The organism is Lactobacillus kullabergensis (assembly GCF_000967195.1).
GTDB classification, from domain to species: domain Bacteria; phylum Bacillota; class Bacilli; order Lactobacillales; family Lactobacillaceae; genus Lactobacillus; species Lactobacillus kullabergensis.
This window is the reverse complement of record NZ_KQ033871.1, coordinates 1,174,573-1,198,532: the sequence shown is the minus strand read 5'-3', so window position 1 is coordinate 1,198,532 and position 23,960 is coordinate 1,174,573. Positions and strand designations below refer to the sequence as shown.

The following is a 23,960-nucleotide window of genomic DNA, read 5'->3' as shown; positions in this document are numbered from 1 at the left end:
ATGTTAGTTGAACTGGATATTAAAAATTTTGCAATTATTAAAGCATTGAAGGTTCGCTTTCAAGAAAATATGACTGTGCTAATAGGTGAAACTGGTGCGGGTAAATCAATTATTATCGATGCAGTTTCATTATTAATGGGAAGTCGCAGTCAAAAAGAAATGATCCGTAGCGGTGAAAAAAAAGCTGTTATTACCGGCTTGTTTGATATTGATCATGAATCTAAAAAAATTGCTGCAATTTGTGATAAGTACGGTATACCTGATGCAGATAAGCAATTAATCATCAGCCGGGAAATAGCTGCTAAGGGAAGAAATATTGTTCGCATAAATGGACAATTAACTACAATTAATGTATTAAAAGAATTAGGTAATTTTCTGGTTGATATTCATGGTCAAAATGATCAACAAATATTGATGGATCAAGATCGACAAATTGATCTGGTCGATAATTATGCTCCTGCAGTATTTAAAGAGGAACTTCATCTTTATCAGAATAATTTTAAAAAATGGCAAAAATTAACTTCTCAAATTAATCATTTGCATAAAGATGCCCAGGAACTGGCTCAAAAACAAGATATATTATCTTTTCAGAATGATGAATTGTCCAAAGCTGATCTGCAAGATCCTCATGAAGACGATCAGCTAGAAGAAGAATATAACGAACTAAATAATTATCAAAAAATTGTCGATACAGCTAACTATTTAATGCAATTATATGACGATGAAGACCATGGCATTGAAACTTTACTGGGTAATGCCCAAAGTGCAGCAAATGAATTAACAGAATATGGTGCTAAATTCAAAGATATTGCTAAAACTATAGATGATGGAGTTTTTGCATTAAGTGACGCACGAAGCGAATTATCAAATGTACTCGATGAAATGGACTTTGATGAGGAAAGATTTCAGTACGTTTTAAACAGGTTAGATTTGCTTAATTCATTGAAGAAAAAATATGGTCCTTCATTAGAAGATGTTTTTGCCTTTTATGCCAAAATTCAAAAAGAATTGAGTCAATATGAAACAGGGGGACTTGATGAAGAAAAGTTGCAAAAGCAGCTTAATATTCTGGAAGAAAAACTCAAAACTGAAGCGCAAAATCTTCATGAGACGAGGAAAAAAGTAGCCGCAACACTTGAAAGTAAAATCAAACAGGAATTAGCGGATTTATATATGGCAAAAGCTCGTTTTAGGATTGATTTTTCGACAACAAAAACTTTTAGTAATAAAGGCACTGATAATATTGTCTTCTTAATAGCACCAAATCCCGGCGAAGAACTAATGCCTCTGGTCAAGATCGTATCTGGCGGTGAACAGTCACGGCTGATACTGGCATTGAAAGCAATCTTTAGCAAAGTTGAACCGGTGGGCACAATGATTTTTGATGAAATTGATACTGGCGTTTCTGGTCGCGTTTCCGCGGCAATAGGTCAAAAATTGCACTCAATTGGAGAAAACAAGCAAGTAATTGCTATAACACACTCACCACAGGTTGCTGCAGCCAGTGATCAAAAATACCTAGTTGCCAAAAAAGTTGAAGATGGTGCTACATACACACAAATAGGTCCCTTAACTCAAGAAGAAACTGTAACTGCAATTGCCGAAATGATGGCAGGTAGTAATGTAACACAAGCAGCTAAACAAAATGCCAAGGACCTAATGAAAAGTTTTAAAAGGAAGAAGAAATGATAATCGTTGAAAAAGTAAATTTAAGTGACAAAGAACAAAGGCAGGCGAATGAATTAACAGAAAGAGTCCAAAAAGCTGATAGAACATATTCAGATTTTTATTTGAGCAATCAATTTAATTATTTTCAAGATATGCCAACTTTTATTTTGGCTTATGATGAAAATAAGTTAGTTGGATTAACTATGCTATATGCAGATGAAGGACCTGAAGAAGAGGTGGAAGTCAACTTAGAAGTTGATCCTGAATTTCGCAGACAAGGGATTGCTACAAGAATGTTTGAGCATGCGAAAAGAATTATGGTGCAGTATGGTTATCACAAATGGGAATTTGTGACAGAGAAAGTCTTTTTAGAAAAAAATCCAAGTTTTTTGAAAAATATGAGTTTAAAAGTTGTTCCAGAAGATTCAGATTATTATATGCGAACTGTAGAACCAGCACTAATTGAAAAGAATGACAAATTAAACCAAGTTTTAGTAGTTAAGCCTTTAACAATGAACTATGTTGATCAGGTTGCTGCAGCACACAGTAATGCTTTTGGAGATGCCATTGCCACATCTACTAAATACATTAAAAATTCCCTGTTGGATAAAGATACCAAAAGCTTTATCTTATTAAAAGGTAATGAAGTTCTCGGCTATTGTGCTGTGGATCATGGTGAAAATGAGGATTATTTCTTCGGATTGTTTATTGACAAGCCATTTCGCGGAAAAGGCTTTGGTACTTTTTTCATCAAAAAGATGATGGTAATTTTGCAAAAAGAAGGTAGCAAAGTTTTTGCTCTGAATGCTGATGTTGACAATAAAGCGGCAATTCACATTTATGAAAAAGCTGGCTTCAAAATATTAAGCGAAACATTGTATTTAAAAAGCCAAGAATCATAATGATTCTTGGCAATGCGTTTTTATGAGACTAATTAGGCAAAATCGACTCTAAAAATGGTATCAATATCAACTATTTTAATTAGTTTTTTATTTTCTAAACGCAAAATAAAACGACCTGCAGAAATACGTTTTATGATTTGTCCGATTTCACTCGTTCCATCCTGATAACTTACCAATATATAGGAGCGGTGAAGTAGGGCACTATTAAGATCAGTTAATATTTCATAGTAATATTGGCTGTAAATACTTAATTTATCTTCATCATAATCGAAGAAATAGTGATAAATTTTCTTAAGAGAGTTTTTCATCAAACCACCCCTTTAGAGTTAACCGAACATTTGTTTGACAAATAATATTATAAGAACATTTGTTCCAAAAAACAAGTATTTAATTAAAATTTTTTAGGAGAATTTTGATTTATTAAAATGTCATAACTTGAAAATATTTTCATTTTAGTGCAAACTAAATACAATAGCTTTTATTAAGGGAGTATGGCATGACAGAAAAAGGTTTGTTACTTGTCCTTTCTGGTCCCTCAGGAGTTGGTAAGGGAACCGTTAAAAGTGCAATAGTGAAAAATAAAGTATTTCCGTTTGAATATTCAGTGTCAATGACTACAAGAAAGCCCAGGCCAGGCGAAGTAAACGGTAAGGATTATTATTTTGTTACTCAAGAGCGATTTAAGCAGGCGATCAAACAAAATGAGCTTTTGGAGTATAATCAATATGTAAATAATTTTTATGGCACTCCTATGACCCCTGTTGAAAAGATGCTGGACGCAGGTAAAGACGTCTTGCTGGAAATTGATGTCAATGGTGCTAAGAAAGTTAGAAAACAAATGCCTGATGGCGTCTTTATATTTTTAACGCCACCTGATTTACATACTTTGCATACCAGGTTGGAAAATCGGGGTACTGAATCCGAGGACGTAATTATGGGTCGAATAAAACAGGCTCGTCAAGAAATTCTGGTCATGCAGGATTATGATTATGCGGTGGTTAATGATACTGTGGCAAATGCAGTTGATCATATAAAAGCGATTGTTGAAGCTGAACACGTGAGTGTTAAACGTGTCATTAATACTTATCGCAAAATGGTTAAGGAGGATTAAATTGAGAGTTACATATCCATCTATTGATAAATTGTTGGCTCAGGTTGATTCTAGATATTCTTTATCGGTTCTTGCAGCGAAAAGAGCACATGAACTTGAAGACGGTGAACCTGAAGCTTTAAAAAGTTATAAATCACAAAAACCAGTGGGCAAAGCTTTAGAAGAAATTGAAGCTGGCAAAGTTACCGTTGATCCCAAGCATCGTGAGGTTAATCAGTAATTAATAAAGTTTTATGGCCTCCATCCTTAGACAGATGGAGGTCTTTTTTTAAAGGTGATTAAATGATTGCACAGGTTATTGTTGATGTTGCAGCCAAGCAAACGGATCGCATTTTTGAATATCATATTCCAGATCAATTGGGTGAAGTAGAAATTGGTTCTAGAGTTTTTGTGCCTTTTGGACCACGCAAGTTACAAGGTTTCGTTGTTGGCTTAAGTAACCAAAGTCAATATCAGGGTAAATTAAAAGACTTGCTTTTGGTAGTTGATGAAATGCCGCCTCTGACTTCAGAATTAATTAAATTATCAAAAAATTTGGCTGATCATGTTTATTCTTATCGAATCACTATTCTGAAAACTATGCTTCCTAGAGTCATGCGTGCTAATTATCGTAAAATTTTGGTACCAGAATCTTTCATAGCTAAAAAAATGAGCATTTTCCAAGGTGAACCGTTAGATTTAAATAAAATTACGGATAATAAACAAATTGCGGAAATTCGCAAATTATTACGGACAAATGTTGCCAAAATTGAGTATGTTGTTGAAAATAGGGCTCGGATCAAAACTGAAAACGAATATTCATTATCGGATACTAAAAAAGGCTATATAAATATTTATGAATCTTTGAGAAAAAATGCTGTTAAACAAAAGCAGCTCATAATGTATATAATTGAAAACTACGATAAATTTCCCCAAATGCAAAAAGAAATTGAAAACAATGCGCATGTTAATACTGTTTCATTAACGAATGCTGTCAAAAGAGGCTGGCTTAGAAAAAAACCGGCTGAAATTTATCGTGATCCACTGACAAATTATGAGCAGGAAGAAAAATCAGATAAAAAAATTAAGCTTAACACTGAACAAAAGAAAGCTCTAGCTGAAATAGAGCCAGCAATCATTGCAAAAAAGCCACGTACTTTTTTATTAGAAGGTGTTACTGGCAGTGGTAAGACAGAAGTTTACTTAAATGCTATAAGTACTACCTTAAAGGCTGGGAAAAATGCTTTAATGATGGTTCCAGAAATATCCTTAACTCCGCAAATGGTAGGTCAAGTAAAAAATCGTTTTGGCCAGCAAGTAGCTGTTTTACATAGTGGGCTTTCTGAAGGAGAAATGTATGACGAATGGCGTCGCATACGCCGAAGCGAAGTTCGTGTTGTTGTTGGCGCACGAAGCGCAGTTTTCGCACCTTTAAAAAATATTGGTTTAATAGTAATCGATGAAGAGCATGAAAGTTCTTATAAACAAGAAGATAATCCACGTTATCATGCCAGAGATGTCGCAATTTGGCGCAGCAACTATAATTCTTGCCCGCTTTTGTTGGGCAGTGCAACACCTTCACTAGGGAGCAGAGCCAGAGCACAAAAAGGTGTATATCAGCTGTTACAACTACCACATCGTGCTAACCAGCAAAGTTTGCCAGAAGTTAATTTAATTGATTTAAAAAAAGCTCATTTTAGTGGCGGACAATTTGACCTTTCCGTTCAACTCGTTGAGGCGATAAAGAAAAGAATTGCCAAAAAAGAACAAGTTATTTTAATGCTAAATAGGAGAGGCTTTGCCAACTTTATGTTATGTCGTAATTGCGGTTACGTTATGAAATGTCCAAATTGCGACCTATCTTTGACAATGCATAAAGATACAAATAAAATGCAGTGTCATTATTGTGGCTATTCTACTGCGATTCCTGAAAAATGTCCTAATTGTCAAAGCACAAAAATCCGCTTCTTGGGTACTGGCACACAAAAAATTATGACAGAGCTTGAAAAAATAATACCAGGCTGCCGTATTTTGCGAATGGATGTTGATACTACAAGAAGAAAAGGATCATTTAAAAGGATCTTAGATGCTTTTGGCAATCGTGAAGCAGATATCCTGCTAGGTACGCAAATGATTGCCAAAGGACTGGATTTTCCCAATGTGACCTTAGTAGGCGTTGTTAATGCTGACACGGGGTTATGGTTACCAGATTACAACGCCTCTGAAAGAACGTTTGAGTTGTTAACACAAGTTGCAGGGCGGGCTGGACGGGCTCAAAAGAAAGGTAAGGTAATTATTCAAACTTTTAATCCTGATCATTATGCCATTAAGTTAGCTGAAACTCAGGATTATGAACAGTTTTATCAATATGAGATGCATGTTCGTCATGCCGGTAATTATCCGCCTTATTTTTATACAGTATTAATTTCTGTTGCGGCAAAAAAAGAACAAAATGCTGCGAGAGAGGCTTTTAAAATAAAAAAATGGTTACAGCCAAAATTACACCAGTCAACAATAGTTTTAGGTCCAACTCCTAGTGCAATTTCTCGTTTAAAAAATCAATATTATTATCAAATACTGGTAAAATATAAAAAAGAAGATAATTTAAACAAGTTACTACACCAAATTCAAGACTCAGCGCAAAAGGTTAAAAAATATGGTTTGTCTGTTTATATTGATAATGAACCAGAGCGCATAATGTAAAGGGGAAATGATTAATGACATCAATAATTTTTTTAGGAACTCCTAAATTTGCTGTACCAATTATAGAGGCTCTTTCAGAGAATGATTATGAAATAAAAGCCGTGGTTACTCAACCTGATAAAAAAGTTGGACGAAAACAAAAAGTTACTGAAACTCCGGTTAAGATTTTAGCTAAGAAACTGAATTTACCCGTTTTTCAGCCTGAACATTTGGGAAAATCTGCTGAATTAGCTGCTTTGATAAAAATGCACGCTGATTTAATCATCACTGCTGCTTATGGTCAGTTTTTGCCTAGTAAATTTCTGCAATCGGCAAAAATTGCTGCTGTTAACGTTCATGGTTCTCTATTACCAAAATATCGTGGCGGTGCTCCTATTCAATATGCTCTTATTAACGGTGATCAACAAACCGGAGTAACCATTATGGAAATGGTTAAGCAAATGGATGCAGGTGACATTTACTCTCAAAAAACAATAGATATTCAAAAAGAGGATAATGCGGGAACCTTATTTGAAAAACTATCTCTTTTAGGTCGTGACTTGCTAATCCAAACTTTGCCGCAAATTATTGCTGATCCGCAAAAAAAGACAGCGCAAGATCAAAATAAAGTGGTTTTTTCACCAAATATCAGCAAAAAACAGGAACAAATAAAATTAAATATGACCGCGACTGAGGCTAATAATTTAATTCGAGGTCTTAATCCTGATCCAGGAGCTTATTTGCTCATTGCTGGTAAAAGATTTAAAATATGGCAAGCTGAAGTTGCTGGCGATACGACTGCATTTCCTGCTGGAGTTGTCGTTGATAATAAAAAACGATTTGCAATTAGTTTTGCTAATCATACCGTTTTGAATTTACTTGAAGTTCAGCCTTCTGGAAAGAAAAAAATGGTAATTAAAAGTTTTTTGAACGGTCAGGGTAAAAACTTCAGTAAAGGTGATAAGATTGTCAGTTCATAAAAGTGCACGTTCGGTAGCACTTGCAACCTTGATTCGAGTATTTCGTGATGGCTCTTATTCAAATATCAGTTTTAACAATAGTTTGCAGGAAACGAAGCTGTCTCAGGCTGATCAAAATTTGGCGACACGAATCGTGTATGGCACTATTCAGGAAAAAATATATTTGGAATATCAGTTTCAGGGTTTATTAAAAACTGAACTTAAAGAAGATTATCTTTTGCCATTGCTACTAATGTCCGCCTATCAAATTTTATTTATGAACAGCATACCAGATCGAGCCGTTCTAAACGAAGCTAATAATTTGGCTAAGGAATTTGGTAGAAAGCATTCGGCTGGATTTAAGATTGTTAATGGTATTTTGCGGTCTTTCTTGAGAAGAGGCAAGATTTTACCCGATGCTGAAGACAAAGTACTTTTTTTAAGTGTTAAAGAAAGTACCCCCCAGTGGCTTGTTCAGTACCTTATTAATAATTGGGGTGAAAACAAAGCGGCCTCGATTTTGTCCAGTATTAATAAACCAGCTAAAAATACTGTTAGAATTTCAGGCTTGGCTGATTTCAATTTAGTTAAAGAAGAATTAACTAAATTAGGATTTTCTCCTGCTAAATCTCAAATTGCTGAAGATGAATTGGTTTTAACACATGGTGGAGTTTTTAAAACTTCTTTATTCAAAGAAGGGAAATTGACAATCCAGGACGAAGCTGCTAGTTTGGCAGTAAGTGCTTTCACTTTTACTGGCAATGAAGAAGTTCTTGATGCCTGTAGTGCACCAGGTGGAAAAACTGTTCAAATTGCTGAAAAGCTAAAACAAGGTCATGTTACTGCTCTTGATATTCACAAAAATAAATTGGGTTTGGTTAAGCAAAATGGTAAAAGAATGAATGTGGCATCAAGAATAAATGTTAAAACGATGGATGCCAGAAAAGCTGATCAAAAATTTAAAAAAGGACAGTTTGACAAGATCTTGGTGGACGCTCCATGTTCTGGATTAGGTCTTATTAGAAGAAAACCGGAAATTCGCTATACTAAAACTTTACACGATTTAAGTAAATTACGAGAAATACAATTAGATATTTTAGACCATGTGAGTACCTTGTTAAGTCGGGATGGCGAATTAGTATATTCTACTTGTACTATTACGCGAGAAGAAGATGAAGACGTTGTTAAGGCTTTTTTAAAAAGTCATACTCAGTTTGAATTACAACCTTTCACTGCGGGTAAGCTTAAAGCAACAAAAGGGATGTTGAAAATTTTACCTGATAGTTATGGCAGTGACGGTTTTTTTATTGCTAAGTTTAAAATGCGAGGTTAAAGTTTTGATTAGAACAGCATTTGCATCTAGTATTGGACGAATACGCAAAAGTAATCAGGATTCTGTCCAGGTTTTCAAAAACAAAAAGAACGCTTTGTTGGCCATTGTTTGCGATGGCATGGGTGGACACCAAGGCGGCGATGTAGCTTCAACTATGGCTGTAAGTCATTTGGGTCATAATTTTGGGGTTACTGATTTTTATGATTCTGACAGTGCACGTAAGTGGCTAAACGTCCAGTTAAGTAATGAAAATGAAACTATACTAAGAACTGCAGATCGCTTTCCAGATCTAAACGGTATGGGTACTACTATTGTACTGGCTGCTATTTTTAACAACGAAGCTTTAATTGCACATCTGGGGGATTCAAGAGCATATGGTTATTCTGATGGCAAATTCATCCAGTTAGTTGAAGATCATTCCCTTGTTAATGAGTTAGTAAAATTAGGACAAATTACGAAGCAACAGGCTAGAAATCATCCTCAAAAAAATATTATTACTCAATCACTGGGGGTTTCAAGTACAATTGATCCAGAGTTTAAACAGGTCACTTTAAATGATAACGATATTATTTTGCTTTGTACTGATGGGTTAACAAACTCATTAAGTGACCCACAGATTCAGCAAATTCTTGCGACAAAAGATTTATCATTAAAGAGTCGGTGCCAAAAATTGATTGATGAAGCTAACCGTTTAGGTGGTGAGGACAACATTACTGCTTGCTTAATTCTAAACGAAGGCGGTGACGGTAAATGATAAATAAGGGCTATTTGTTAGGCGATCGTTACCGTATAATCGATACTTTGGGTGAAGGTGGCATGGCAAATGTTTATCTTGCTGAAGACATAATTTTACAACGAAAAGTTGCGGTTAAAATTTTGCGTCTTGATTTGCAAAAAGAACCGCAAACTTTGGCTCGTTTTCAAAGAGAAGCTCTGGCAACAAGCGAATTGAGCCATCCTAATATAGTAATGGTTCTTGATGTTGGCACTGATCATGGACTGCCATACATGGTAATGGAATATGTCGATGGACCGGATTTAAAAGATTATATTAGAGCAAATTCTCCTTTGCATTTAGGAGATATTATCCGCATTATGGATCAAATACTGAGTGCAATGTCCTTGGCTCATAAACATAATGTTATTCACAGAGACCTAAAACCGCAAAATATTTTAATGGATAAGCATGGAAATATAAAAATTGCCGATTTTGGCATTGCTGTGGCTCTTAATCAGAATTCAGTTACCCAAACTAACTCAGCGATTGGTTCTGTCCATTACATGTCTCCTGAGCAAACGAGGGGAGGACTCGTCACCAAGCAGTCTGATATTTACTCTTTAGGCATAATTCTATATGAATTAATTACTGGTCATGTTCCATTTAACGGAGACTCAGCTGTTTCAATTGCTTTAAAGCACGCACAAGAGCCAATTCCCTCAATACGAAAACAAGACCCAAACATTCCCCAATCTTTGGAAAATGTTGTTTTAAGAGCTACCGCTAAAGATCCACGTGACAGATATGATTCAGCCAAAGAAATGAAAGATGATCTCGACAGTAGTTTAGAGCCAGGTAGAGCTAATGAACCGGTTTTTAAGCCAACTCATGGCAATAATGATGACGAAACCATTATTTTACCTAATTTTAAATCTGATCCAAATAGCAATAGATTAACTGAAGAAAGCAGAATACAAAATGATGAGACAGGCGATAAGTCCAAAGTAAATCATTCCAGTTTTACACAGGCTTTGCGTAAACATAAATGGTGGTGGCTTTTTGTTGGAATTGCTGCGGTTTTAATCGTTGGATTAATGTTTTTTGTTTTAAACAGCAACAATCATAAAGATGTACGTATTCCAGACGTCACCAATATGAGTGAAAAAAAAGCAAGAAACAAACTGGAGAACGTAGGATTGAAAGTAGGTAAAATAAGACACAGAAGTTCTGACAGTATAGATCGTGGTAAAGTAATTGAAACTTCACCTACTGCAGGAGTAGAAATAAAACGAGGCAGATACATTGATCTTTATATATCAGATGGAGCAGGTATGGTAAGAGTACCTGATGTAACTGGAGACGAATATGAAATAGCAGTACACAAGCTAGAAAAATTGGGCTTTGAAATAATTCGCGAAAACCAATTTTCTTCTAACGTTCCACCTGATCATGTTATTTCTCAGAGTGTTGCAGCTGATGTGGAGGTAAAGCCAGACCAAACAACCATTACTTTAACTGTGTCAGAAGGAAAGAATCATCGTCCAAAAGATCATATGACTAAATTACCGGATCTAACTAATTATTCATTGAAGGAAGCACAAGAATTTGCACATAAGCATGGTTTAACTCTGCAAGTCAGTTCTGCGTATTCAAATAAAGTTAAAAAGGGTATGATTATTTCAATGAGTCCGGCAGTTGGTACCAGAGTACCAAGGGGAAGTACAATTTCAGTTAATGTTTCTGAAGGTGCAAAAAAAGAGCGTGATCTAACAGCTATAAAAAATTTCACAGTTAGTTATGAAGATAATGATGAAGATGATTCAGATGACAAGCGGGGGAATCATGTTCAAATTTATGTTTCAGATGATAAACATTCAATTGAAAATATTTATCGGGATCTATACATTAAAAAAGATATGAATTTTTCAATACCATTTGAGCTTAAGGATGGCCCTGGTCAGTTGAAAGTAGTGCGCGACGGGCAGACAATTTTGAATGAGAAGGTCAAAAATGATTAAAGAAGATCAGGGAATTGTTACGGGTCTGATTGCTGGCTTTTATGATGTTCAGACGAGCACTGATACAATAAGAACCCGTGCCAGAGGGGTTTTTCGTAAAAATAATCTAAAGCCTGCTGTTGGTGATCACGTTAAGATTCAAATTGATGATCAGGGCACAAGTTATTTGGTTGCGGTGTTGCCTCGCCAAAACCTGATTGGTCGTCCTGCTGTAGCCAATGTGACTCAAATTTTACTCGTAATGTCTGCTGTACAACCAGATTTTTCATTACAACTGTTAGATCGCTTTCTGACTTATTTTTCTTGGAAAAACATTGCTGTAAGTATTTTTTTATCGAAAAGTGATTTAGTTGGTATATCGGATCTAGATAAAATTCAAGAAAATTTGAATTATTATCAAGAAGTAGGCTATAAGGTCTATTTTAGTAAAAAAGAAGTTGCCAGTAATTTGCCTAATGATATTGGTTCCCAGCAGATATGGACTTTAGCAGGTCAATCTGGTGCAGGCAAATCAACTTTAATTAACTCACTAAAAAGTGGCCTGCATCAAGAAACTGGGATTATTTCAAATTCCTTAAATCGTGGCAAGCACACAACAAGAACGGTAAATCTTTTCTCTTTAGGTAAGGGTTACCTTGCGGATACACCAGGGTTTTCAGCAATTGATTTAACTCCAATTAAAATAAATGAATTATGCAATTATTTTATTGAGTTTAGAAGAGCAAGTAAATTCTGTAAATTCCGTGGTTGCCAACATCTTAATGAACCCAAGTGCAGAGTAAAAGAACTAGTTGAAACAGGCGAAATAAAAAAAAGCCGCTATGATGATTACTTGTTATTGCGCAAAGAAATAGAAAATGGCAAATTACCAGAATATTTAAAGTAAGGAGAATACAGTGATAGCACCATCAATATTAAATATTAATAACTTAAATTTAGAAAAAGACATTCAAACAACTGTGAATGCAGGCATTAACCGATTTCACATTGATATCATGGATGGGCATTTCGTACCTAATTTATCTTTTGGTCCACAACTTGTTTCAGATTTCAAAAAAGCTTTTCCATCTATTGAGGCCGAGATTCACTTGATGAGTAACAATCCTGATGATTTGGTACCAGCTTTTACTAAGGCCGGTGCTCAAATAATGTTGCTTCATTATGAAGCAATGACTGAAGAGAAACTAAATTACTGGTTAGATTATTTAAATGAAAATCAAGTTAAAGCCGGTGTGGTTCTTAACCCTGATACTCCCGTATCTGTACTTTCCAAATTTATTTCAAAAATAGATCAAATTTTACTAATGACGGTTTTTCCTGGCTTTGGTGGACAAAAATTTATTCCAGATTCTCTTTCTAGAATTAAAGAAGCATCAAATTTAGTAAATGGAAAAGTTCCTATTGAAGTTGATGGAGGAATCAACGGACAAACTGCTAAAAAAGCTAAAGATGCAGGAGCAGAAATTTTTGTAGCTGGATCATACCTTTTTTGTCAAAATAGTGTTGAACAACAAATTGCTGAACTGAAAGGTATATTAGAATGAAAGCATGGGCGTTGCTAGGCGCTCCTAAACAGTTATGGCCTAATGATCTTAAAAAGCAGCTTTTAGCAGCCAAAAAAAACGGCGATTTAATAATCGGAGTTGATCGTGGGACTTATCTTTTAGAAGAAATGGGTATAAAGGCCGATTTAGCTGAAGGAGATTTTGATTCATTGCAAAAAAATGAATTAGCTGCAATTGAAAAAAATGTTAATGATATCAGGTATTCTCTTCCAGAAAAAGACTTGACGGATGCTGAAATGGTTATTAGATGTGCTTTTATAGATTATCATACTTCTCATTTAAGCCTTTTTGGAGCAACTGGAGGGCGATTAGATCATTTTCTATCTAATTTATTTATGGTTCTTAAACCTGGATTTAACCAGTTTGCTGAAAGCATCGAACTTATTGACCAACAAAATTCAATCAGATTCTACAATAACGGACAACATTTGATAGAAAAATTACCAACTTATAAATATTTTGGAGTAATACCATTAACAGCTGTTCAAAATTTAAAAATTACGGGAGCTAAATATAATTTAACAGATTTTAGCGGGAATAATCCTGTCTCGTTTAGTTCGAATGAATTTTTACCTAATAAAGATCAATTTGAATTATCATTTAAAAAAGGAACTGTTGCAGTTATTCAATCTAGGGACATTGATCGCTTTCAAAATATCAAATAATAAAAACAGCAGATTCACTGCTGTTTTTTTATATCTCTTGGAACAAGTTGTTATAAGTTAATAAATATTTTTGGTATATCTCCTCAATTATCTTGCTGCTATGATTTCCACTAATAGTGGCAAGCTCCAAAACAAATTATATAATTAAAAAAATTGAAAGATTGGTATGATTTGTATCCTTTTTGATGAGTAAAAAAAGATTTACATTGGTGGAGATACTGCCTTTGTTATGCTTGATAAAACTTAAAATTAACAAATTTTATATAAGTAAATTGTTGCAATGAGAAGTGTATCGGCAACATCATCTTTTATTAATAGCAGAATATATAAAAAATTGAAATGAAAGATTTGCCAATGAGGTTAGCTAAAAACAATACCTTCTTCAAGTAAAACTACAGACTATAACTTGTCTTTTTTTGACTTGAAAATTAATTGAAAGAGCAATAAGAATATCTCTATTTAAACATAAACTTTTAAACAGATTTTGGGAAATAAAAAAGCAGAAGAAAACTTCTGCTTTAAAAACTTTTTTATTTTACGCTAGGCACGGGTAACTTTACCAGATTTTAATGTCTTAGTTGAAACCCATACACGCTTTGGCTTGCCATCGACAAGAATACGAACTTTTTGAAGGTTTGGCTTCCACGCACGACGTGATGAATTCAGTGCGTGTGAACGTGTATTACCAAAAGTGGTCTTTTTGCCAGTGATATAATCTTTTGCCATTTGCTAAACCTCCTTTATTGTGTTTTCATACTAAATTAAGATAGCATAAGTTTAAGAACATTGCAACTGCAAAAGTATTTTTTAAGAAGGGATTTTTGCATTTAAACTTGATTACTATGATAAAATAGATTCATAATATGAGAACAATGATTCGGAGGTAAACATGGCTGTAAAAATCAAAACAAAAAACGGTTTGATTGATGTTTCAAATGGAGTGATTGCAACTGTTGTTGGTAGCGCAGCTACATCTAACTACGGTGTTGTTGGCATGGCTTCAAAAAATGCTATCCGTGATGGTTTCGATGGAATATTGAATCGAGCAAATTATAAGCGCGGTGTTGTTGTTAAGTCTGAGGATAATAAGATTACGGTTGATGTTTATATAATAGTCGGCTATGGTTTAAAAATATCTGAAGTAAGTCGCAACGTACAAGGTAGTGTTAAATTCAATTTGAAAAATCAACTTGGAATTGAAACTAAAGCTGTTAATGTCATCGTTCAAAGTGTTAAAGTGCTTGATGAATAACTCAAGCGGAGGGTAGAAATATTGGTTTTAAAGGAAATAGACAGTAAAAAATTTAGAGATATGGTTCGCGTCGCTACGCACAGACTTGGTCGCAACGCAGAGTTTATTAACTCTTTGAACGTTTTCCCTGTTCCTGATGGAGACACTGGAACAAATATGAATTTAACTATTGAAAGTGGCGCTAAAGCTGTTGCCCAAAATACTAGTAATAGTGTTGGCGATTTAACAGAAAGCCTTGCTAAAGGGATGTTGATGGGTGCTCGCGGTAATAGTGGCGTAATCTCTTCTCAGCTCTTTAGAGGAGTTTATAAGGCAACTCAAGGCATGAAAACCCTTAATGCACAAGAGTTGGCCAATGCTTTTTCAAATGGGGTTGCAACAGCTTATAAAGCCGTAATGAAGCCAGTTGAAGGAACTATTTTGACTGTTGCTCGGATTGGTGCGCAAGAAGGTGCCAATAAGGCCAATGAAACCGATGATGTTGAAGAAGTTATGAAGGCGATTGTTGAAGGTGCTAAAAAAGCGTTAAAGACAACTCCTGACTTATTACCTGTTTTAAAGCAAGTTGGTGTAGTTGATTCAGGAGGCCAAGGCTTACTCTTCATATATGAAGGATTTTTAGAAGGCCTTTTAGGTGAAGAATTTGCTGACCGTTATCAACCTGATGAAGGTGAAATGGATGAAATGATTAATGCCATGCATCACCAATCTGTACAATCACAACTTTCTACTCAGGATATTGCTAATGGCTACTGTACGGAAATTATGGTTGATTTAACTGCTGATGTTCCTGATAAGAAAACTTTTAATTTAGATGAATTTAGGGAGCATTTATCTCAGTTAGGTGATTCACTTTTGGCTGTTTCAGATGAAGAAGTGGCAAAAGTTCATGTTCATACTGAACATCCTGGAGCTATTTTTGCGTACGGCAGTCAGTTTGGTCAATTGGGAAAAATTAAAATTGACAATATGCGGATTCAACACGAAACAATAGTAAATAACAGTGAAGAAAATCAGAAAAATGTTGATTTTGCCGTAATAGCAGTTGCTTCTGGTAACGGCATTCGCAAACTTTTTGAAAGTGAAGGTGTTAACCGCATTATTTCTGGCGGTCAAACAATGAACCCTTCAACGCAGGACATTATTGACTCAATCAAAAAATCAGGTGCCAAGAAGGCAATAGTGATGCCTAACAACGGTAATATTATTATGGCAGCAAAACAGGCAGCTGAGGTGAGCGGTATCCCAGTCGGCATTGTCCCTACTAAAACCATTTCACAAGGCTTGACAGCCATGCTTTCATTTGATCCGGACGATTCTCTTGATGACAATGTTGCAAACATGACTGACGCTCTTGATACTGTTGTTTCTGGGGAAGTTACCAAAGCAAATCGTGATACCAAAATTAATGAGATTGAGATCCATCAAGACGATTATTTAGGGATTATTGATGGCGAAATTAAAGTGGCTAAAACTGATATAATCACTGCAGCTTCTTCAATGATTGAAAAAATGTTGGATGAAGATTCTGAAATCGTTACTGTAATGTTTGGAAGAGATTCTAACAAGAAAGAAGCTCAGAAACTGATAGATGCTGTTAAAGAGAAGCATGATGATCTTGAATTTGAACTTCATGATGGTGGACAACCTGTATATAATTTTCTGATTTCTGTTGAATAATTATGTACGCAAAGGAATTATTTGCACCTGTTACTGATTTAAAAGGAGTTGGAACCAAAACTGCTGCAGCACTTGGAAGCTTAGAAATATATAGCATTTATGATTTGTTATATTATTTTCCATTTCGCTATGATGAACTTCAAACGATTCCACTTGACCAGATCATGGATGGTCAAAAGGTAATGCTAAAGGGAGTTGTGGCCACTGAAGCCTTTGTAAGCAGATTTGGCTACAAAAAGAGCAGACTTAGTTTTAAATTGAGAATTGACCATGATGTAGTCATGGTCAATTTTTTTAATCAACCTTGGTTGAAAGAAAAAATTGAGGTAGGTAAAGAAGTTGCAGTTTATGGTAAATACAATATCTCAAGACAAAGTTTAGCGGGTTTTAAATTCATTGCAGCAAAAGAAAATGATAGTGGCATGGCTCCAATTTACTCCGTTAACCGGCATTTAAGGCAAAAAAAATTAATTGATTTCATTAATATTGCTTTAGATGAATATTTGCCGGCTGTTGATGACGTTGTTCCAGTGGATATTCGACGAAAATATCGTTTGCTTCCTGAAAAAAATATTGTACAAAAAATGCATCACCCGCAAAATTTTAATGAGTCCCAGATTGCAAAAAGAAGTGCTATTTTTAGAGAATTCTTTATTTTTCAAACTGAACTAGCTCAGTTAACTGAAGTTAATCCACAAAACAAAGGGATTCCCAAGAAATATGACCTGAATGAAGTTGCTAAATTGACTAAATCTTTGCCGTTTGAATTATCCACGGATCAAAAGCAGGTTATCAACGAAATTTTTGCAGACCTGTTTTCATCCAGACAAATGCAGCGTCTTTTACAAGGCGATGTGGGTTCAGGAAAGACTATTGTTGCAGTATATGCAATTTTTGCGGCTGTAACTGCTGGCTTTCAAGCTGCACTGATGGTTCCTACAGAGATATTAGCGACTCAGCATTTTAAAAAGATTGATGAATTGCTAAGGCCTCTAGGTGTAAGATGTGCGCTGTTAACAGGTTCTACGAAAGCTTTGGAACGAAAAGAAATTTATACAGAATTGACCGATGGCACAATTAATGTTGTGATAGGTACGCATGCTTTAATTCAATCAAACGTAATTTTTAAAAAATTAGGATTAGTAATTATCGATGAACAGCACCGGTTCGGTGTTAATCAGCGGCAATCTTTAATTAATAAAGGAAATTTGCCTGATGTTCTTTCTATGACTGCTACCCCGATTCCCAGAACTCTGGCATTAACGGTTTATGGCAACATGTCTATATCTGAAATACGACATCTCCCCGCAGGAAGAAAAAAAGTAATTTCTTCATGGAAAACGAGTACCCAAATGGATCAGGTTTATCAGCTAATGCGCGAGCAATTAAAGCAGGGATTTCAGGTATATGCTGTAACACCCTTGATCACAGAATCAGAAGCATTAGATTTAAAAAATGCAGAACAGCTTTATGATAAACTCAGTAAAGATTTCCCTGATGAAAAAGTAGTATTACTTCACGGTCAAATGCCTGGTAATAAAAAAGATGAAATTATGTCCGAATTTGCAGCTGGAGAAATTAATATTTTAGTTGCTACCAGTGTGATTGAAGTTGGTGTTGACGTGGCAAACGCTAATATGATGGTTATCTATAATGCTGATCGTTTTGGAATTAGTCAGCTTCACCAATTAAGAGGGCGAATAGGGAGAGGTAAAACCCAAAGTTATTGCATTTTTTTGGCTGATCCTAACACACAGGCAGGTAAAGCTCGTATGAAAATAGTGGCATCAACAACAGACGGATTTAAATTGGCTGAAGAAGATTTAAAGATGCGGGGAGAAGGAGATATTTTTGGTAAAGCTCAATCTGGTCTTCCTGAATTTCAAGTTGGTGATGTAGTTAATAACTACGATACTATGGTAGTAGCACAAAAAGAGGCTAGAAAATTAATTAAACTTGATCCTCTCTTGCAAAAATCAGAAAATAAAACTTTAAAACAAGTGATAGAATATAAACAATTACAGCAAAAGAGAACATAGTAAAGGTTGAGGATATAATGAGAACTATTGCTATTGACGCTATGGGCGGTGAAAATGCCCCTGAAGCAATTATAAAAGCAGTATTACGGGCCAAAAAGGACTTACCTGAAACAAAATTCATTTTTTTTGGCGATCAAAAAAAAATAAAAGAATTATTGGGAAATGATAGCAGTCGCACACAAGTAGTCAATACTTCTGAAATTATTTTAGATGAAGATGAGCCAGTTAAGGCAATTAGATCAAAAAAAGATTCGTCACTTGTCGTGGCAGCACAATTTGTGAAGCAGGGCAAAGCTGATGCACTTTTTTCATTAGGTAATACCGGAGCTATTTTAGCTTGTGGCATATTTATAATAGGACGAATTAAAGGTGTGGCTCGACCGGGATTCATGCCAACATTGCCTGTAAAAAATTCCGATGATGGATTCAATATGATTGATGTGGGTGCCAATGCTAAAAGTAAACCAGAATACCTGCTAGCCTGGGCTAAAATGGCTTCGTATTATGCAGAAAAAGTGCGGGGAGTCAAAAATCCGCGTGTTGGTCTGCTTAATAATGGATCTGAAAGTGATAAAGGTGATGATGTTCATCAAAAAGCCTACCAGCTGTTATTGGAAAGCAAACTTAATTTTATAGGGAATATCGAAGGTAACGAGTTATTAGATGGCAAAGCTGATGTGATTGCAACAGATGGGTTTACTGGCAATGCGGTTCTAAAAAATATTGAAGGAACTTCAGGGGTTTTGATACATCTTTTGAAGGAAAGCTTGCTTGATAACGGACCTTTTGTTAAATTAGGTGCATTAATGATCAAAAAAGCATTAAAAGGATTAGTTTCAAAATTTGATGTCGACAAATACGGTGGTGCAGTTTTACTCGGGGTTAATGCTCCAGTAGTTAAAACACATGGTCGCTCTGGTCAACGTGCTGTTTATTTTACAATTAAACAAATTGATAGAATATTACAGGAAAAAATAATTGATAATTTTAAAGCAGAATTTGCAGCTGAAAATAAGGAGTAAAAACATGGGTAAAGAAGAAATTTTTACTAAAATTCGAGATATATTAGCAGATAATTTTGAAGTGGATAAAGAAAAGATAACTGATGAAACTAATTTCACTAGTGATTTGGACGCTGATTCCATTGACTTAGTGGAATTCATTTTACAATTGGAAGATGAATTCGGCGCCGAGATTTCTGATGAAGATGCGGAGAAATTAAAAACTGTAGGAGATGCAGTTAATTATGTTGCAGATCACCAAAAATAACTAAAAAATATTCATTATTAATTTGCATACAAAATGTTTCACGGTTATAATTAGAAATTAAATAAATTTATTAAATATCTTTAATAAATTCATTGAAGATTTGAGAGGGGAAATGACCTTTGGAAAAACAAAGTGATCTCTTGCTAGATATCCAGCATTTGCATACTGCATATCGTTTAAATGGAAAGTTTTATGATGCTGCAGATGATATTAATTTAACGTTGAAGCGTAATGAAATTTTATCTATTGTAGGTGAATCTGGTTGTGGTAAGAGTACAATTGCATCGAGTATTATCGGCTTGTACGACCATAAAAATACGAAAGTAACTGGGGATATTCTATATAATGAGTTAAATTTAGTTGGATTAAATGAAAACTTGTTTAACAAAATACGTGGAGACAAAATTGGCATGATCTTTCAGGATCCATTGGCTAGTTTAAATCCGCTGATGCGTGTTGGCGATCAGGTAGCTGAAACGCTTTATTATCATACAGATATGAATGAAAAAGAGCGTTATAATCGTGTGATTGAATTATTCAATCAAGTAGGTATGCCAAAACCAGAAGAAACTTTTCGAATGTATCCTTTTGAGCTATCAGGGGGATTAAGACAAAGGGTCGTGATTGCTATGGCAATTGCATGTAAGCCCGAAATTATCATTGCAGATGAGCCTACTACCGCTTTGGATGTTACTATTCAAGCTCAAATTTTGGATCTGCTTGAAGATATTCAAAAGCAATCTCAATCTGGTATTATTTTGATTACTCACGATTTAGGGGTAGTTGCTGAAACTGCTGATCAAGTTGCAGTTATGTATGGTGGGCAGATAGTAGAAAAAGCCGATGTAAAAACTGTCTTTGAGCATCCACTGCACCCATACACTCGCTCCTTGTTAAATTCAATGCCTCAATCTGAAGATGAGGAAGAAGATTTGCACGTTATTCAAGGAACGGTTCCATCATTGCAAAATATGCCTAGAAAAGGCGACAGATTTGCTGCTAGAATTCCATGGATTCCTGCCAGTGCTCATGAAGAGAACCCAGTAATGCATGAAGTTGAGCCTGGTCACTGGGTAAGATGTACTTGCTGGAAGACGTTCCACTTTCAAGATGAAGTAGGTGGGGAGTAGTTTATGGCTAAAGAAATCATACAAGTAAAAAACTTAAAAGTTCATTATCCCATACGAACAGGTTTTTGGAACCGGATTACTGACTATGTCAGAGCAGTTGACGATATTAGTATTACTATTAATGAAGGTGAAACCTATGGTTTAATTGGTGAATCTGGATCAGGCAAGTCAACTACTGGTAAGGCCATTGTTGGTGTTGAGCCTGTGACTAGTGGCAGCATTATTTATAAGGGTGTAGATATTACTAAGGCCAAAAATAGGCATAAACTCAACTACAATAAAGACGTTCAAATGATTTTTCAAGATTCAATGTCGAGTTTAAATCCCAGAAAAAGAATTGAAGATATTATTGCTGAACCAATTCGAAATTTTGAAAATTTAACTACAGATCAAGAACGTGATCGAGTTCAAGAGCTGCTGGATATTGTTGGTATGCCTAGCGATTCAATTTACAAATACCCTCATGAATTTTCTGGGGGACAGAGACAAAGAATTGGCGTAGCTCGTGCGGTTGCAACTAATCCTCGTTTAATTGTTGCTGATGAGCCTACTAGTGCTTTGGATTTGTCTGTGCAGGCACAAGTTTTAAACTTTATGAAGCATATTCAGCAACAATATAATATTGCCTATCTTTTCATTTCTCACGACCTTGGTGTGGTAAAACATATGTCGGAGAATCTTGCGATTATGCATCGTGGTCGCTTGGTTGAGATTGGTTCAAGGGAAGACATTTACAAGCATCCAATGCATATTTATACTAAAAGGCTGCTTTCCGCAATACCACAAGTTGATGTTGAACATCGCGATGAGCATAAGAAACACCGTCAAGAAGTTGAACAAGAGTTTCAAAATGATCAAGGCAAGTGGTATGACAAAGATGGTCGTGTGTTCCCTTTGCAACAAGTTTCTGGCAAACATTTAGTGGCTTTACCGAAAAATGAATTAAATGAAGAAAAGAAAAATGAAAAGGAGGGGGCATAACCATGTGGAAAACGGTCTTAAGACGAATTTTAATTATGATCCCGCAATTGATTATTTTAAGTATTTTGGTCTTTTTCTTAGCTAAAATGATGCCAGGTGATCCATTTTCAGGTCAAATTAACCCAAATACTGATCCTAAACAAATTGAGGCGTTAAAAAGAGCAGCTGGATTATATGACCCTGTACCTGTGCAGTATGCGCGTTGGGTTGGCAATCTTTTCAAAGGAGACTTGGGTACAAGCTATATTCAGCATGTACCTGTTACTTCATTAATTGCAGATCGGGCTGTGAATACTTTTTGGTTATCTTTATTTTCTACTATAATCAGTTATTCTATTGCCATCCCTATGGGTATTAGTGCTGGTCGTCACCAAGATGAGTGGCAAGATCAAGCTGTTCAAATTTTTAATTATATTACCTTGGCTGTTCCTCCTTTTGTTTTCTATATACTAGGAATATGGTTATTTGGTTTTACTTTGGGCTGGTTCCCAATCTCAGGTTCAATTTCACCAAATGCATCCGGATTTTGGGGTACTTTGGGTAGTGAAATTTATCATATTATTTTACCAGGTACACTAGTTGCATTGATAACTACAACATCTGTAGTTCAATATTTAAGGACGGGAATTGTAGATAACAAAGTTGAAGATTATGTTCGTACAGCACATAGTAAGGGTGTGCCAGAAAAAGTTGTTTTCAATAAACACATTTTACGTAACTCCCTTTTACCAATTGCATCTTCTTTTGGTACTGTGATAACTGGACTTCTCAGTGGATCCATGATTGTAGAATCGGTTTTCAGTTATCCTGGCATGGGTAAACTATTCCTGGATTCAATTGGTCAACGTGATTACACCACTTTAACAGCTTTAATATTGATATTTGGCTTTTTAACGTTGCTTGGTAATTTATTGTCTGATATTATCATGAGTATCGTTGATCCAAGGATTAGAATAAAGTAAAGAGGAGAAACATATGACTGAGAATAAAAAAGGTACTTTAACTAAAAAGGCTAAAAAAGAGAAAGTTTCTTCTCCAACTTCAGGGTTCAGAGTGATTGTAAGAGAAGTTGTGAAGGATAAAATTGCGTTAACAGCTTTTATATTAATTGTTCTGATCCTATTATTGACTTTCGGAGGATCTCTGTTTTTAAATGCTGATAAAGTTTCTGAAACAAATATAATTGATGCTTATTACAGTTGGGGAACAGCCGGTCATTTTCTTGGAACTGATGATGGTGGTCGTGATATAGCCAATCTTCTTATTATGGGTAGTCGCAATTCTATTCTCATTGGTTTGGGAGTTACTGTAATTTGTGAATCAGTCGGACTTCTGGTCGGATTAATTTCTGGATATTACGGTGGTTATATTGATGCCGTCATAATGAGAATAGTAGACTTCATTCAAGTTTTACCTGCCATGCCTATTGAAATAGTCTTGGTTAGTGTCATACCTCATTATACCCCAGTGAATTTAGTGCTAATAATTTCATTTTTTGGCTGGCCTAAAACGGCAAGGTACTTTAGGGCTTTTATACTGTCACAAAGAGAAAGAGACTACGTTTTGGCTTCCAAAACCTCTGGTTCTTCAGACCTTAAAATTATGTTTCGTGAAGTATTACCAAATATTACCTCGATGATTATTATTGACGTTGTATTAACTATTGCTGGTAATATTGGTATTGAAACTACGTTATCATATATTGGCTACGGCTTGCCGCCGACTATTCCTTCTCTTGGTACGTTAATTGGATTTGCAAATGATCCGGTTAATGTTGTTAGTCGACCTTGGCTTTGGCTTCCTGCCACAATCTTGTTATTAGTGATTTCTCTAAGTATTAATTATGTCGGAAGGGCATTATCACGTGCTGGTGATGCTAGACAAAGAGAAAATTGATAAACTTTTAAAATAAAACTAATTATAAAAATCCTGAAAATGAATTTATTCGTTTCGGGATTTTTTATACTTATTTTACTTGCAACTAGTATGTATTTAGGAAATATAAGCAA

At 35.3% G+C, this 23,960-nt stretch carries 23 protein-coding genes; 21 read left to right on the top strand and 2 right to left on the bottom strand.

The annotated features are described in order from the left end of the window. Positions 1 to 1,689: a DNA repair protein RecN gene (gene recN / locus JF76_RS06130; protein WP_045928265.1), complete on the top strand. Its 1,689-nt coding sequence runs from the start codon at positions 1 to 3 to the stop codon at positions 1,687 to 1,689. After that, complete coding sequence (locus JF76_RS06125) at positions 1,686 to 2,570, top strand: GNAT family N-acetyltransferase (RefSeq protein WP_045928264.1); 885 nt, start codon at positions 1,686 to 1,688, stop codon at positions 2,568 to 2,570. Before recN ends, JF76_RS06125 begins: the two co-directional genes overlap by 4 nt. A 32-nt stretch (positions 2,571 to 2,602) precedes the next feature. Here JF76_RS06125 and JF76_RS06120 read toward each other — a convergent pair whose 3' ends face one another. Beyond that, positions 2,603 to 2,878, bottom strand: coding sequence for a hypothetical protein (locus tag JF76_RS06120; RefSeq protein ID WP_045928263.1), 276 nt, complete (start codon positions 2,876 to 2,878; stop codon positions 2,603 to 2,605). Positions 2,879 to 3,066: 188 nt separating this feature from the next. Between JF76_RS06120 and gmk the strand changes: the two genes are divergently transcribed. The 10 genes from gmk (at position 3,067) to JF76_RS06070 (ending at position 13,600) form a co-directional block, all read left to right on the top strand. Next, on the top strand, positions 3,067 to 3,681 hold the full coding sequence (gmk, locus tag JF76_RS06115; protein WP_045928262.1) for a guanylate kinase: 615 nt from the start codon (positions 3,067 to 3,069) through the stop codon (positions 3,679 to 3,681). Position 3,682: 1 nt separating this feature from the next. Continuing rightward, positions 3,683 to 3,901: a DNA-directed RNA polymerase subunit omega gene (rpoZ, locus tag JF76_RS06110; protein ID WP_034981312.1), complete on the top strand. Its 219-nt coding sequence runs from the start codon at positions 3,683 to 3,685 to the stop codon at positions 3,899 to 3,901. A 62-nt stretch (positions 3,902 to 3,963) separates the two neighbouring features. Continuing rightward, a complete protein-coding gene (gene priA / locus JF76_RS06105) occupies positions 3,964 to 6,363 on the top strand; it encodes a primosomal protein N' (RefSeq protein ID WP_045928261.1) in 2,400 nt (799 codons plus the stop codon). A 14-nt stretch (positions 6,364 to 6,377) separates the two neighbouring features. Further along, positions 6,378 to 7,322 (top strand): methionyl-tRNA formyltransferase, encoded by a 945-nt coding sequence (fmt, locus tag JF76_RS06100; RefSeq protein ID WP_045928260.1) that lies wholly within the window; start codon positions 6,378 to 6,380, stop codon positions 7,320 to 7,322. Beyond that, a complete protein-coding gene (rsmB, locus tag JF76_RS06095; RefSeq protein ID WP_045928259.1) occupies positions 7,309 to 8,634 on the top strand; it encodes a 16S rRNA (cytosine(967)-C(5))-methyltransferase RsmB in 1,326 nt (441 codons plus the stop codon). The genes fmt and rsmB overlap by 14 nt, the downstream gene beginning before the upstream one ends. A 4-nt stretch (positions 8,635 to 8,638) precedes the next feature. Then, entirely contained in the window at positions 8,639 to 9,388 is a 750-nt protein-coding gene (locus JF76_RS06090; RefSeq protein WP_045928960.1) for a Stp1/IreP family PP2C-type Ser/Thr phosphatase, read from the top strand. After that, on the top strand, positions 9,385 to 11,370 hold the full coding sequence (gene pknB, locus JF76_RS06085; protein ID WP_045928258.1) for a Stk1 family PASTA domain-containing Ser/Thr kinase: 1,986 nt from the start codon (positions 9,385 to 9,387) through the stop codon (positions 11,368 to 11,370). Before JF76_RS06090 ends, pknB begins: the two co-directional genes overlap by 4 nt. Next, positions 11,366 to 12,256, top strand: a complete 891-nt coding sequence (gene rsgA, locus JF76_RS06080) for a ribosome small subunit-dependent GTPase A (RefSeq protein ID WP_084600381.1) — start codon at positions 11,366 to 11,368, stop codon at positions 12,254 to 12,256. The genes pknB and rsgA overlap by 5 nt, the downstream gene beginning before the upstream one ends. A 10-nt stretch (positions 12,257 to 12,266) precedes the next feature. After that, on the top strand, positions 12,267 to 12,914 hold the full coding sequence (gene rpe, locus JF76_RS06075) for a ribulose-phosphate 3-epimerase (protein WP_045928256.1): 648 nt from the start codon (positions 12,267 to 12,269) through the stop codon (positions 12,912 to 12,914). After that, entirely contained in the window at positions 12,911 to 13,600 is a 690-nt protein-coding gene (locus JF76_RS06070) for a thiamine diphosphokinase (protein WP_045928255.1), read from the top strand. Before rpe ends, JF76_RS06070 begins: the two co-directional genes overlap by 4 nt. Positions 13,601 to 14,140: 540 nt before the next feature. Here JF76_RS06070 and rpmB read toward each other — a convergent pair. Further along, positions 14,141 to 14,326: a 50S ribosomal protein L28 gene (gene rpmB, locus JF76_RS06065; protein WP_034981532.1), complete on the bottom strand. Its 186-nt coding sequence runs from the start codon at positions 14,324 to 14,326 to the stop codon at positions 14,141 to 14,143. Between the two features lie 163 nt (positions 14,327 to 14,489). Here rpmB and JF76_RS06060 point away from each other — a divergent pair, with 163 nt between their 5' ends. The 9 genes from JF76_RS06060 (at position 14,490) to JF76_RS06020 (ending at position 23,847) form a co-directional block, all read left to right on the top strand. Further along, the gene (locus JF76_RS06060) at positions 14,490 to 14,852 is read left to right on the top strand and encodes an Asp23/Gls24 family envelope stress response protein (protein ID WP_045928254.1); all 363 of its coding nucleotides are present in this window, start codon (positions 14,490 to 14,492) and stop codon (positions 14,850 to 14,852) included. A 21-nt stretch (positions 14,853 to 14,873) separates the two neighbouring features. Continuing rightward, positions 14,874 to 16,532, top strand: a complete 1,659-nt coding sequence (locus JF76_RS06055) for a DAK2 domain-containing protein (RefSeq protein ID WP_045928253.1) — start codon at positions 14,874 to 14,876, stop codon at positions 16,530 to 16,532. 2 nt (positions 16,533 to 16,534) lie between these two features. Continuing rightward, complete coding sequence (gene recG, locus JF76_RS06050) at positions 16,535 to 18,571, top strand: ATP-dependent DNA helicase RecG (RefSeq protein WP_045928252.1); 2,037 nt, start codon at positions 16,535 to 16,537, stop codon at positions 18,569 to 18,571. A gap of 17 nt (positions 18,572 to 18,588) precedes the next feature. After that, entirely contained in the window at positions 18,589 to 19,593 is a 1,005-nt protein-coding gene (plsX, locus tag JF76_RS06045) for a phosphate acyltransferase PlsX (protein ID WP_045928251.1), read from the top strand. A 4-nt stretch (positions 19,594 to 19,597) separates the two neighbouring features. Next, entirely contained in the window at positions 19,598 to 19,840 is a 243-nt protein-coding gene (gene acpP, locus JF76_RS06040; protein WP_045928250.1) for an acyl carrier protein, read from the top strand. A 119-nt stretch (positions 19,841 to 19,959) separates the two neighbouring features. Next, positions 19,960 to 20,970 (top strand): ABC transporter ATP-binding protein, encoded by a 1,011-nt coding sequence (locus tag JF76_RS06035; protein WP_045928249.1) that lies wholly within the window; start codon positions 19,960 to 19,962, stop codon positions 20,968 to 20,970. Positions 20,971 to 20,973: 3 nt separating this feature from the next. Beyond that, the gene (locus JF76_RS06030; RefSeq protein WP_045928248.1) at positions 20,974 to 21,951 is read left to right on the top strand and encodes an ATP-binding cassette domain-containing protein; all 978 of its coding nucleotides are present in this window, start codon (positions 20,974 to 20,976) and stop codon (positions 21,949 to 21,951) included. A 2-nt stretch (positions 21,952 to 21,953) separates the two neighbouring features. After that, entirely contained in the window at positions 21,954 to 22,913 is a 960-nt protein-coding gene (gene opp4B, locus JF76_RS06025) for an oligopeptide ABC transporter permease (RefSeq protein WP_045928247.1), read from the top strand. 13 nt (positions 22,914 to 22,926) lie between these two features. Further along, positions 22,927 to 23,847, top strand: a complete 921-nt coding sequence (locus JF76_RS06020) for an ABC transporter permease (RefSeq protein WP_045928246.1) — start codon at positions 22,927 to 22,929, stop codon at positions 23,845 to 23,847. Positions 23,848 to 23,960 lie beyond the last annotated feature (113 nt).